At 61.6% G+C, this 12,604-nt stretch carries 14 protein-coding genes; all 14 read left to right on the top strand.

Annotated features, from left to right (window positions below; genetic code table 11):
* Window positions 1-10: 10 nt before the first annotated feature.
* Window positions 11-376: a phage tail tube protein gene (locus HB375_RS02005; RefSeq protein WP_167671273.1), complete on the top strand. Its 366-nt coding sequence runs from the start codon at window positions 11-13 to the stop codon at window positions 374-376.
* The gene (locus tag HB375_RS02000) at window positions 373-834 is read left to right on the top strand and encodes a hypothetical protein (protein WP_167671272.1); all 462 of its coding nucleotides are present in this window, start codon (window positions 373-375) and stop codon (window positions 832-834) included. Before HB375_RS02005 ends, HB375_RS02000 begins: the two co-directional genes overlap by 4 nt.
* A 2-nt stretch (window positions 835-836) precedes the next feature.
* Window positions 837-968 (top strand): hypothetical protein, encoded by a 132-nt coding sequence (locus tag HB375_RS18330; protein WP_281409313.1) that lies wholly within the window; start codon window positions 837-839, stop codon window positions 966-968.
* Window positions 965-3,253 (top strand): phage tail tape measure protein, encoded by a 2,289-nt coding sequence (locus HB375_RS01995; RefSeq protein ID WP_167671271.1) that lies wholly within the window; start codon window positions 965-967, stop codon window positions 3,251-3,253. The genes HB375_RS18330 and HB375_RS01995 overlap by 4 nt, the downstream gene beginning before the upstream one ends.
* Before the next feature lie 8 nt (window positions 3,254-3,261).
* A complete protein-coding gene (locus HB375_RS01990) occupies window positions 3,262-4,545 on the top strand; it encodes a DNA circularization N-terminal domain-containing protein (RefSeq protein WP_167671270.1) in 1,284 nt (427 codons plus the stop codon).
* Entirely contained in the window at window positions 4,542-5,759 is a 1,218-nt protein-coding gene (locus HB375_RS01985) for a phage baseplate assembly protein (RefSeq protein WP_167671269.1), read from the top strand. Before HB375_RS01990 ends, HB375_RS01985 begins: the two co-directional genes overlap by 4 nt.
* An 8-nt stretch (window positions 5,760-5,767) precedes the next feature.
* Complete coding sequence (locus HB375_RS01980) at window positions 5,768-6,331, top strand: phage baseplate assembly protein (RefSeq protein WP_167671268.1); 564 nt, start codon at window positions 5,768-5,770, stop codon at window positions 6,329-6,331.
* Window positions 6,332-6,389: 58 nt separating this feature from the next.
* Entirely contained in the window at window positions 6,390-6,854 is a 465-nt protein-coding gene (locus tag HB375_RS01975; protein ID WP_167671267.1) for a phage GP46 family protein, read from the top strand.
* Window positions 6,854-7,993, top strand: a complete 1,140-nt coding sequence (locus HB375_RS01970) for a baseplate J/gp47 family protein (protein ID WP_167671266.1) — start codon at window positions 6,854-6,856, stop codon at window positions 7,991-7,993. The genes HB375_RS01975 and HB375_RS01970 overlap by 1 nt, the downstream gene beginning before the upstream one ends.
* Complete coding sequence (locus tag HB375_RS01965; RefSeq protein WP_167671265.1) at window positions 7,990-8,580, top strand: YmfQ family protein; 591 nt, start codon at window positions 7,990-7,992, stop codon at window positions 8,578-8,580. Before HB375_RS01970 ends, HB375_RS01965 begins: the two co-directional genes overlap by 4 nt.
* Window positions 8,581-8,594: 14 nt before the next feature.
* Entirely contained in the window at window positions 8,595-10,310 is a 1,716-nt protein-coding gene (locus tag HB375_RS01960; RefSeq protein ID WP_167671264.1) for a glycine-rich domain-containing protein, read from the top strand.
* 1 nt (window position 10,311) lies between these two features.
* Window positions 10,312-10,929, top strand: a complete 618-nt coding sequence (locus HB375_RS01955; protein ID WP_167671263.1) for a DUF4376 domain-containing protein — start codon at window positions 10,312-10,314, stop codon at window positions 10,927-10,929.
* Window positions 10,930-11,086: 157 nt separating this feature from the next.
* The gene (locus tag HB375_RS01950) at window positions 11,087-11,902 is read left to right on the top strand and encodes a DNA adenine methylase (RefSeq protein WP_167671262.1); all 816 of its coding nucleotides are present in this window, start codon (window positions 11,087-11,089) and stop codon (window positions 11,900-11,902) included.
* Between the two features lie 59 nt (window positions 11,903-11,961).
* Window positions 11,962-12,444, top strand: coding sequence for a hypothetical protein (locus HB375_RS01945; RefSeq protein WP_167671261.1), 483 nt, complete (start codon window positions 11,962-11,964; stop codon window positions 12,442-12,444).
* Window positions 12,445-12,604 lie beyond the last annotated feature (160 nt).

Below are 12,604 nucleotides of genomic sequence, written 5' to 3'. Positions count from 1 at the left end.
GGGATAAGCCGTGACGCAAGTAGTCGGCATCATCGATATCGTTTGGAAGGGGACGAATATCCCCGTTGAAAAAGGGGCCAAGGCGAAATTCGGCGGCCTCACCAACAATCCTGTCGTCGTCGGTCGCAGTGTCATGCGCGCACAGGAGTTCAAGGCTGGCGAGGTCAGCGCCAAGACTGCCCTGCGGCGCGGCCAAAGCGCCAAGGAGCTTTTCAAGAACGAGGAGGGCGAGCTGCAGGTGCAGTTCGATACCGGGCAGACCTACATCTGGCCCGATGCATTCTTGAGCGGGGATATCCCTGACATCACGGGCGGCGAAGGCGGCCAGATCGAACTCAAGTGGAGTGTCGGCGAACCGGAGGAGATCATCGGATGAAGACGAACCAAGTGACTGTCAATTTGGATGACGAATCCGAAATGCCGGTCGTAAACGATACGCTGGTGCTGGACGAGCGCGGAAATGCCTCTCTAGACACCGTGGTCGATGAGGACGGAGACGATGGCCGGTCTCTGCCCAAGAATGCCGTGCTCAATGCGGACGGCACGGTGACGCTGACGCTGCTTTACCCTCGAACGCTGAAGGTCAAATCAGCCGGTGTGGTGAGGGATGAGGAGTACGCGAAACTCACCTTCCATCGCCTCAACGGCGCCGATATGCGCGCTATTTCGTCGTCCTCGAATGAGAGCCGGGTGCTGGTCTCTTTCTCGAAGTCGACCAAGATCAAGCAGGCGGTCATGAACCATCTCTTCGATCTGATGGACGGCGCTGATATCCAGGCGTCCGGCGAGGTGATCGAGTATTTTTTCGAGAGTGGCCGGAAGACTGGCCGGTAATCATGGCGAACGTCGCCAAGTACTATGGCGGCGGTTGCCCTCCCATCGACGCCATGACCGTCGATGACCTGCGCTTTTGGCACAATGCCGGCGCAGCCCTCGAAGAGCGCATCAGAGCCGAGACATCTTCATGAGCAGACAACTCACAGTCTCCGTTCTGGTGCGGCTCCAAGACATGTTTTCTTCAGGTCTCAGCGGTCTCATGCGTCGCTTGCAGTCGTTCGGAAGCGGCTTTGGGCAGAAGATCAAGGCTCTCGGGTCATCGCTCGGAAATATCGGCCGGCAGGTCGGTATTCTCGGCGGCGCGGTCGCCGCGCTGTCATTCGCAGCGCCACTGCAATCGGCGGCGGCTTTCGATGGACAGTTGCGCGATATCGCCATCACGGCCGGCAAGACCGGAACGGCTGTTGAGCAATCAATCGCTGAGCAGCAGAAGCTCTATCACAAGCTCGCCCTCGAAGTTGGTCAGCGGTCGCGGGATCTCGCGGCGGGTGGCCAGCTCCTGGTGGCTGCCGGCATGGAGCAAGGTCTTATCGACCAGCTCATGCCGACCATCGGGCGCGTGGCGACTGCCGCCAATGCAGCGGTCGACGACGTAGCCAAGACTGCTTTCGCGCTTAACGACACGCTCAAGATCAACCCAGACCAGATGGAGCTTGCGCTCGCAAAGCTCGTCACCGCAGGCAAGCTCGGCCGATTCGAATTCAAGAACATGGCCTCGGAATTTCCCGAGCTGACCCAGCAGATGGCGAAGTGGGGCGTGACCGGGCTTGAGGCTGTCGAGACCCTCGGGGCCTCGCTTCAAATCGCCATGAAGGGCGCTTCCGATCCGAAGGTCGCCGCGAACAATCTCAAAAACTTCCTCACGAAAATGGCCTCACCAGAAGCCAGGAAAAACTTCGAGGAGATGGGCGTCGACATCGTCAAGGTCATGCAGGACGCGACCGCAAAGGGCATCAACCCAATGGAAGCGGTCATTCAGAAGATCAACAAGCTGACCGGGACCTCCAAGAAGGAGGTCGACGACATCATCAAGAACGCGAAGGCGGGCGGGGCTTCGGACAAGGAAGCTCTCGACCAAGTCCGTCAACGTATCGAGCAGCTGACACGCGGCACGAAAGTTGGCGATCTGTTCGCGGACATGCAGGTGCTCGACTTCCTGGTCCCCATGCTCGGCAACTTGGAGAAGTACAAAGAACTGAAAGATGGTATCGGCAAGTCCGACCTGAAGGTCATCGATGACGATTTCGGTTCGCGTATGAACGGGCTTGAAAAGCAGCTGGAGCGGTTCGCGGAAGTCGGCGACCAGGCGCTTCGACGCGTTGGCGTCGCCTTCGCGAAGAACCTGTCTTGGGTCAGCGATAGCATTGCAAAGGTCCTGGAAGGCGTCGCTTGGCTGGATAAGGAATTCCCTGGTGCAGTCGACGGATTTCTGACAGTGGCTGGCGGGGCCATCCTTCTTGCCGGTGGCCTTGGCATCCTCATGCCTGTCTTTAGCACCCTGGGGGCCGGGCTAAGCCTCATCGGCAGCCTGCTCGCGGTGCTTTTCTCGCCGATTGGCATCCTTGTCGCCCTTCTCGCAGGGGCCGCGATCATCATCATCCGCAACTGGAGCACCTTCGCTCCGTTCTTCTCGCGGCTGTGGGACGGCATAAAGCAGACGTTCAATGGCGTGGTACAGTTCTTCTCGTCGCTGTTTTCCGGTGACCTCGCCGGAATGAAAGCGGGCTTCGAACAGGCGATGAGCGGCATTTCGTCCGTTGCCTCGGCCCAGTGGGACATCGTCAAAAACGTCTTCAAGATCGCGATTGATGGGATCGATGGGTTGATCGCGGCCTACCTGCCGGAGAGCTGGAACAACGCCTGGATCGCGGTGAAGGCCTCCTGCGAGCAGTTCATCACCTGGTTGTCGGACTGGGCCTCTCGTTCGATTGAAGGCATTAGGCAAGCGTGGAGTGCTTTGACTGGCTTCTTCACCGAGCTTTGGGCAAAGGTCCGTGCACCATTCGACGAATTCATCGCCTATGTGATGCAGGGCATCGGCCGCATTCAGGGCACGATCGACGGCATCAAAAGCTTCTTTAGCCTGGGTTCGTCGCCGGCTGCCACGCCGAGCGCTGCGAATGGCGTCGCGCCGGCGGGATCTGACGCAGCCAAGCCCGGCTTCACGCCGGGCGCGGTGGGTGCCCCGGCCGCGCCTGCGACATCCGAAACAACCAAGTCCGGCTTTGCGCCGATCTCGACTGTCGGCGGCAGCAAAGGGTTTGTTCCTGCGAACCTGGGCTCCTCCAAGGACCAGAACGTCGGTGGCAAGATTGTTGTCGAGGCCGCGCCGGGCACCACAGTCAAGAACGTCCAGTCGGACAATCCGGCAGTGCCGATCGTGCCTAACCGGGGCACCGTTGTCGGTCGCGTTTGAGGCTGCTCATGACCATCTTCGATCACGAGTATGATCTGCTGCCCGGTCTCCTTCCGGGCGCGTTCCGGGGCGTTCCGTTCTACGTCGTCGATGCCGGTCATGACGTCGGCAGGCGCATCGTCACGAGCTATTTTCCAGGGCTCGATGCAAAGACCCATGAGGATCTCGGCATCCTCGACGGGCTGATCGATATCGCGGGACTGGTCATAGGCGATGACTATGTCGCTCAAGCGGAGGCGCTCCGGCGCGCATTTCAAACTCCCGGCCCCGGCACTCTCTTTCATCCCTGGATCGGTGAGCTGACAGTCATCCTTCCGCAACCGGCGCGGATAGACTTCAGCGTCACCGAGCTGCGCGTCGCGCGGATCCAGGCGACCTTCGAACGCACATCTGCTCCTGCCGTTCTTGGTCTCTCGACTCTCACCCGGCTCATCTCGACGCTTCGATCCGTCGCAACCGCCGCGCAGAGCCTAACCGCTGGCCTTTTGAGCGGGCGCGCCGTTCCGATGATGTTCTGGACTGCCGCGCGCTCGATGGCAGACAGCGTCGTTGCCGTCATCTCGGACGAGGTCAGCCGCTCCCAAGGTTCGAGTAAGCTCTTACCGGCCGTTGACGCCACGAAAACTGCACTTTCTTCGGTGGACGCAATGCTGGCCGATGCGGCACCGGCAGCTCTCGCAGCCGCGATATCGACCTTGGCGGACCCTATTGTTGACCTTGCGAGCCCGGCGATCAGCCGCGCGATAGGTCTTGGTGGAAAGCCGCTGCCGGCAGCTCCGTCCGTGCTCGATGCTCGCAGTGTCAGTTCTCTCCTCCTTCGCGTCGGCCGCACGATCTCGACCCTTGAAGCCTTTGGGATGACTGATCGGGCGGTTGCTGTCCTGTCACAAGCCGCCGTCGTCGTGGGCGCTGGCCGCTTGGTCTCTGAAGTAGATTTCGAGAGCCGCCAGGAGGCTCTCCGCTGGCGAGACCAGCTTGATGCCGCGCTTCAGCAAGTCGGTCGGGACGCCTCGCTCCTCATGACGGAGAATGTGGGTCTGGCCGCACAGGTCTGGAATACGGCCGAGGCGGCACGTGCGGCGCTCGCACTGGATCTCAATGAGGTTCTCGGCCGGCTGCCTTCCGTCCGGACGATCACGCCGCCGGGCACGGTTTCCGCGTTCTTGCTGGCCCAACATCTGGTCGGTGACGACCCGCGCAAGGTCGTGGCGATGGCGGAGGATATTCGTCGCCGCAATCGCCTGCATCATCCGGGCAGCATCCCGCCCGAACCGCTGGAGGTGCTGCTGTGAGCCTCTACGGTTTGATGGGGCACAATAGTCTTGCGACCCGCCGTGTCGCTGCCGAGATCGACGGGCGAGTCTTCGATCTCTGGACACGACTTGCGATCGACCGCGACCTGTCCGAAATCTGCGGCTCGTTTCAACTCGAGTTGCGGGACGGCGCGCGCAATCTCGCATCGTGGCCCTATGTCACGCCTGGCGATCCGATCTCGCCGTTCCATTGGGGGCAGAAGGTCAAGCTCTATGTCGACGAGGAGCTTGTGCTCGTCGGATGGATTGACGATGTGAATCCCTCGGCCGACGAAGGCAACCTGGGAGTTAGCATCTGTGGGCGGGACGTTGTCGGCGACTTGGTTGATTGCGCGGCCTCCGTTGAAGGGCCGACAGAGTTCAAGGGCCTCGACCTGCTACAGATCGCCGAGCGGTTGGTAAAGCCTTTCGGCCTGAAGGCGCGGGCAGACGTCGACGTCGGGCCGGCGTTTGACCGCTACACCTTCGACTGCGGTGAGACGGTTCTTTCCGCTCTTGAGAAGGGCGCTCGCCAACGGGGTCTCCTCGTCACTTCGGATGGGATCGAGGGTATCGTCCTCACGCATTCCGGTAAGCAGCGCGGCGCTGACGATCTGTCGTTTCCCGGTAACGTTCGGCGTAGCGATGGCAACTTCTCAGGCCGAGAGCGGTTCTCTGATTACTATGTCAAAGGGCAATCGGAACGCGCCGGCGGCGCGCGCCGCAAGGGCGTCGCACTCGACGGAACGGCGGAGCCTTTGGGGGCGGCGTCTCCCATCCAGTCGGAGGAGAAGCGCGGTGTTACCATCCAGGGGCACGCGAATGATCCCGAGGTCACACGTTATCGCCCGACCGTATCGATGACGCGCAGCGCGGCGACTGCCCAATCGGCTCAGACGCAGGCAGATTGGATGATGCGGACCCGCCGCGCGAAGAGCGACAAACTCGACTATCTTTACCCTGACTATCGCGGATCGAGCGGTCGGCTTTGGCGGCCGAACGAGATCTCGTTGGTTGATGACCGCTATCAGGTCGTCGAGCGCGATCTCCTCGCTGCCGGCGTGACCTTCCTCTACGACGAGCGCGGCACTCAAACCCGCCTGCGACTGACTGGGCCGGAGGCATACGACATGGATCCCGAAGGCGACCGTCGCTGCAACAAGAAGCGCCGGCGGGGCGGCGGGGCGCTCGACGGCACCGCAAGAGCATTGTGAGGCTGGCAATGTCGGATATGGAAACGGCTCACCAGATTCGTGGCATCGTGGCGCGCGCTTATGTTCACGCCGTCAACGATAACGAAGAAAGCCAGACCGCGAACGTTACGGTCTACCAAGGGGTTGATCGGAGCGACGTGGAGATCCTTCAGCCCTTCGGCTTCGCGTCTCGCGCTCCAGCGGGCAGTCTCATGGTCGTGTTCGCAGTGGGCGGTGATCAGGGAGACCTCGTCGGCTTTGCGCCAGGTGCTCCGTTCGCGCGCCTCGGCAAGCTCGAAGATGGCGAAACCGCTATCTACACGCTCGATGGGTCACGCGTTCACGTCAAGAAGGACGGGTCGATCGAGATCCTATCCAGCAAGCGGGTTCTCGCCAAAGTCAAAGACGCCGAGTATGAGATCACCGAGGACATGATCCGTGGCCGCATCGGCAATGAACGCCAGCCGCGTTTTGTGGTCCGGCCGGATTATGTGAAGATGCGGTGTGAGCCGCATTGGCTCGTCGTCAGCAAGACTGGTATCTTCTCGTCGACTGCAATTGTCGTCAGCCCCGATCCCGAGCCCAACGTTTAGGCTCAGCCAAAGCCCTATGGCATGATGCGTTCCGCGCGCGCGCGATAGCGTGCGTGTCATGGCGGATTTTCTCGACATCGCTCTGATCTTCGATCCTGTAACCAGGCGCGCCGACCTCGCGCTTGGCGAGGACGGCGATCTCGTGCTCGATGACACGCCTGCCACGCCGATGCTGATCTCCATCGGCTCCGATCGGCGCGCCCGGTCGGACGATACTCTTCCCAGCGGTATCGGCGACCTCAACGCGCCGACATCATTTGTCGAGCGGCGCGGATGGTCCGGCGACGCGCTCGATGCGCAGGGCCGGCGCATAGGATCGCGCCTCTGGCTGCTCGATCGCGCGAAAGCTTCGGAATTGACGCGGCGTCTGGCCGAAATCTGGGCCGCCGAGGCGTTGGAATGGATGAAGGCTGAGACGGGAACGGCTGCCGAGGTCGTAGCAACCTGGGTCCGCAAAGAGGTTCTGTCGCTGGTCGCATCCTATAACGGCATGCGCGTCGAAATCCTGCGGAGGTTCGGCTGATGCCCTTTCCTCTGCCGTCGATCGATGATCTTGTCCGTCAGCAGGAAGCCTTCATGGAATTTTCTCTTCGCCGCTTTGCGGAGGCGAAGGGGTTGAACGTGTCACCGGAGGCCATCGCACGTGCGGTGCGCTCGCCGGTCGGTATGGTCAGCGCGATCGTGCGCGGGCAGGCACAAAGCCTCTACACTTGCCATCAGCATCTGCGTTGGTGGGGCGACCAGTACATGCCGGACACGGCGGAAATCGAGCAGCTCATCCGCCATTCGGGAATTTGGGGCATCTTTCGCCGGCCGGCGACGAAAGCTATCGGCAAGGTCGTCTTTGAGGGTTCGCCCGGCACGGCCATTCCGGTCGACTTGGAGCTTCGGTCGGCAAGCGGCGTCCTCTACCGAACGACCACACTTGGTGCGATCCCGGCCGGTGGATCGGCCACAGTCAATATCAGCGCATCGGACGCTGGCGTCGCCGGGAATTTGGCGGGCGGGTCCATTCTAACTCTTGTTTCGCCACTCGTCGGGCTGTCTCAGCAACGCGGCATCGTCGACGCGGAAGGGCTTGCCGGCGGTGCGGAGGAGGAGGATCTAAACTCACTCCTCGATCGCCTCCTGAAAAGGATCCGTGAGCCGGCGCACGGCGGGGCGTTCTTCGACTATCCGAATTGGATCTTCAACGCCTTCGCGGCCTCGCATGTGCGGACGCTGCCGAATTGGGTCGGCAAAGGCACTGTCGGCGTCTGTATCGCCATGGGCACCAAGGCGGAACCGCGCGTTCCCACGTCGACAGAACTCGATGCGATGCTTGACTACCTCGGTCGCGTAAACAGCCAGACACAAGGGGTCCGGCCGGTGACGGCTGAAGTGGTCATGGTGCCTGCGGAGTTGTTGCCGGTGCCGATGCAGGTACGCCTGACGCCGGATGAGATCGCGATCCGCAACGCCGTGACATCGGCGCAGAAAGCCTTTTTCGCGAGGGATGCGGCGATCGGTGAAAAGCTCTATCTGTCGCGTCTGTCCGAGGCGATTTCGGCGGCGCAGGGTGAGTACGCGCACGATCTGCTCGACCCGGTTGCAAACGTTGTGCCAACTCCGCGTCAGTTGCCCGTGCCGGGGTCTGTCACATGGGCGGGTCCATTGCCATGAGCCGGTCCGACGACGCTGCCCTCGAAGAGCTTTTGTCTTACGTGCCGCCTGGCTGGGTCTGGCCGCGCGGCGAGGACACTTTGCTTGCTGCTCTCTTATGGCCCCTCGCTGCCGGCATCGCCATCATCGAAAAGCAGGCCGAGGACATGATGGCGGAGATCGATCCGCGTACCGCCGTTCACTGCCTGCCGGATTTCGAGCGCGTTCTTGGCCCCGATCCGTGCGGTCGCGATCCATCGACCATGTCCCTCAACGAGCGTCAGATGCTGGCGCACTCGCGGTGGACGGCGCGCGGCGGACAGAGCATCCCTTACTATGTTGATCAGGCCGCGAAACAGGGCGTCCCGATCACGGTCAAGGAGTTCAAGCCGAGCGAGGCAGACTTGCTCTGCGCGGATGATGAATTGATCGAGGATCCCGAACAGTTTGCGTGGGTCGTCGAGTTGGCCCTCACCAAGATCACCGAGTTCACGGCCGGCGAGAGCGAGGCCAACGATTATCTCTACGAAACCCTTCTCTCAGGCGTGGAATGCGACATTCGGAGGGCAAAGCCAGCCCATACTGATGTCGCGTTCTCGTATGTCTAGTTCTGGAGTCCGACATGGAGCGCATCAACCACGAGACGGCAGTCGATATCGGCGGCGGCAAGAAAGGGTTTCGCGGCCGCGACACTATGGGCGGGGCGACCGGAACGCGCGTGACGCCGAAGTGGCTGAATGATTTTCAAGAAGAACTGTGCGGGGTCGTCGAGTACCTCGATACATTGGACGGATCGAAGCGCGATCAGCTTTTGCGGGTCATCAGGACGTTGGTCCAGCAGCAAAAGGATAACTACAAGGCTGCGGCGGGCTCGGCGAATGTCTTGACCCTGACTCCCGATCTGCCCCTGACCAGCTATTTCGACGGTCTTACATTGCGCTTCCAGGTGCTGTCGTCGAACACAACGGGCGCTACCCTGAACGTCAGCGGTCTCGGCGCGAAGACGATCCTGCGCCAATCCGGCGAGGCGCTACAGGCCAACGATCTCAAAGGCGGGGCGGTGGTTGAGGTCATCTACTCCGGCGGCTCGTTCTACCTCAACGGATCATCGTCTTTTCCGATTCAGTCGGGCTCCTCGAACTATGCAGCTACGGCCGGCACTGCCAACGCACTGACGGTGACGCTGAGCCCGGTCCCCACGTCGCTTACGACTGGGATGGTGATCCGCGTCAAGCCTAGCTTCAGCAATACGGGCGCAGCGACAATCAACGTCAACGCCCTCGGCGCAAAGAGCATCGTGCGACCGGACGGGACCTCTCTGCAGGCGAATGATCTGGTGGCTAATCGAGTCGTCGAGCTGGTCTACGACGGCGCCAACTTTGAACTTCTCACACTCAGTCCGTATGCGATCCAGTCCGGAAGCGCGATCTATGCGGACGACACCGGAGCGGCGAACGCGATCAGCATAGTTCTGACACCGACGCCGACCTCATACCTGAAGGGGATGGCCGTCCGGTTCCTTGTTGCGGCACCGAACACTGGATCTGTAACCATCAACGTCAATGGCCTGGGCGCGAAGAGCCTTACCTATAGCGACGGAAGCGATCTTCAGGCGGGCGATCTGCAACTTGGGAACCTCATCGAGGCATCTTACGACGGCGCGAAGTTTCAACTGATCAACATTACCTTTCGCGCGTTGCGAGCGCTTGCTTCACAGGTCGGTCGCACGCAGATATTTTTCTCGTCCGGCACCTTCACCGTGCCAGCGGGTGTCACCTCCGCGGAAGTCGAGGTCTTTGGTGCCGGCGGTCCAGGTGGTACCTCGGGCGACGGCGTGGGCAACCCGGCAGGCACACCCGGCGCGGGCGGCGGTGGCGGCGCTTATACCCGCAAGCGGGTCACAAATCTCACCCCGGGTGCTGCGATTCCAGTGACGGTCGGCCTCGGTGGTGTTGGGGTTGCGAATGCGGCTAGCGCTGGCACTGCGGGCGGCACGTCATCCTTCGGCAGCTATTGCTCGGCGACCGGGGGTACCGGCGGGCTCTCAGGCCGGAACTACCTGTCTACCGGCGGCACTGGTGGCGTCGCAACTGGTGGCGACATCAACATCCCTGGCGCGGCGGGCGGTACAGGCGGCCCGCAATCGACCTGGGATATCAACTATCTGCTGCATGTCTTCAACAAGGGTGGTTTGGCGGGCCTGCCATTCGGCAACGTGAGCGCGTTCGGCACGGGCGCGAACGGCGCTGGTTACGGGACTGGCGGCAATGGTGCGTCAGGCGGATCGGCACTCGCCGGCGGCAATGGCGCGCCTGGCCTTGTGATTGTGAGGTGGTGAGATGAAGGTTGCTCGAATCGAAAACGGCGTCGTGGTGGAAATTGCGCAGGTGCCGGACACCGTTACCGTCATAGTCTCGCCTGAGATCCCCCCGCATATCGGTGAAGACGGCGAGGAGATTGCAGGATCGCCGGCTGTCTATGAGGAGCGGCCCGCGACACCCGCTGACTTCTTCCACCCCGATTTCGTGTTTGAAGCTGTCGGCGAGGAAGTTGCAGAGGGATGGACTCGTGAGGGCAACGTGTTTGTCGCTCCGCTTCCTTCGGTTGTCGATCCCAACGAAGTGAAGGCGGGACTCAAGGCATATGCCGCGAGCAAGCGCTTCGTCATCGAAACCGGCGGGATCGTAGTCGGCGAATCTATTATTGTGACTGATCGCGAGAGCCAGGCGCTCATTACCGGAGCCTACAATCTCGCCTTGGTGGAGCCTGACGAGCCGGTGGATTTCAAGGGCGCTTCGGGGTGGGTTGAAATCTCCTCGACGGAAATGATCGCTATCGGCCTTGCCGTTGCCCGTCATGTCCGCTCCTGCTTCCGCAAGGAACGACAGGTCACAAAAGCGATCGACGAGGGCACCGTCTCGTCAATCCCTGAGATCGATGCTGCCTTCGCGTTGTGAGGTCTCGGCCAGCCCTAGGGCCGTTAAAGCGGGGGCCGGGGTGCGCTAACACCCCGAACCACGGGTCTCCGGTCTAAGAAGGCCCGTCCGATGCACTGACACACCGGCCCGCTGCCGCGCGGCAGATTGGCCTTACGTGAGTCGTGGAGCTTCGCCAATGGCGATTGATTCGATGCGGGCTGTCGAGCCCGTCAGGCCGGCTGCCGGCTATATCGGTGGCAAGCGCAACCTCGCCCGTCGCTTAGTCGAGCGGATTGAGAACATCCCCCATCAAACCTATTGCGAGGCATTCGTTGGGATGGGCGGGGTATTCCTACGCCGCAGCCACGCCCCCAAGAGCGAGGTCATCAATGACCGTTCCGGCGACGTGGCGAACTTTTTCCGCATCCTCCAGCGCCACTACGTCCCCTTTGTCGAGATGCTGCGCTGGCAGCTGACCTCCCGAAAGGAGTTCCAGCGTCTGGCTGCAACGGATCCGACGACGCTGACCGACCTGGAGCGGGCGGCGCGCTTTCTCTACCTTCAGCGCACGGCCTTCGGCGGCAAGGTCGCCGGTCGGAACTTTGGGGTCAGCCCGATCGACCCCGGACGCTTCAACGTGACCAAGCTGGTCCCGATGCTTGAGGATATCCACGAGCGGCTCGCAGGGGTGGTTATCGAGTGCCTGGACTTCGAGGAGTTCCTCGACCGCTACGACCGACCCTACAGCCTCTTTTTCCTGGACCCACCTTATTTCGGCTCCGAGGACTTCTACGGTGCCGAACTGTTCTCCAGGGCTGACTACCAGCGCCTCGTGGCGGCTCTTCGTCGCCTCAAAGGCCGATTCCTGCTCACGATCAACGACAGGCCGGAAACTCGCGCCCTGTTCGATGGCTTCACGATTGAGGCGGTCGAAACGACCTATACGGTCAGCGGAGGAGGCCGGAGCCAGCGGGTCGGGGAGATCATTGTCAGCAATTCCGCTACTATTTGACCTTGTCCGCCACACTCGGCCGGCTCTAGGTTCCCTGTCAGCAACAAGGGAATATTTCCATGCGGTCCAGCCTTCTGATCGGCCTTCTTCTCCTCCTTGCTCCTCCGGCCATGGCCGGCGAAGCCGACAACTTCTTGAAAATTTGCGCCGTCCAGCAGGACGCTACGGCCTGTGAGACAGACGCCAAGCAATTCACGAAGTGGTACGCGGCTGCCCTCAAGCGGGACTACACCTCTCAGCGAAACGTGGCCTTTACATTCTCTTCCGGCCGGTCGGCGGCGGTGGTGCGGGATCTGGTCCAGGGCTGCGCTTGGCGGATGGTCATCATCGCATCCGGCTCGCCGGAGGTGGATGGCGGCGACCAGATGAACCTACAGACGGAATGCGGCCGTCTCTCCGCCGTCGAGATGGCCAGGGCGAAGGCCCGAGCCACCGCGATCACAAAGACCATCGCGGCCGGCGGAGAACCAGCTAAGCCGGCGGCTGCGGGCAAGCCGAAGAAGCCCACCCAGGAGCTGGACGGCACGGCGGAGCCGCTCTAAGACCCGTTCGGTCTTAAAATGTCCATGAGAGCCCTCTCAGATGTCTCTTAGAGGCTGTTTCTACGGTGCAAATTCAAGTGGCGCGCTCTGCAAAATCGGCCGGCGCGCTTCACCGAAGGTCGGCGCCGCCACCCCCACCCTAACCCTCCCAACAAGGGGG

Origin of the sequence: Microvirga terricola, assembly GCF_011777495.1 — a bacterium.
Classification (GTDB): Bacteria; Pseudomonadota; Alphaproteobacteria; order Rhizobiales; family Beijerinckiaceae; genus Microvirga; species Microvirga terricola.
The sequence above is the reverse complement of the archived record's forward strand: the minus strand, read 5'-3'. Positions and strand labels throughout refer to the sequence as shown.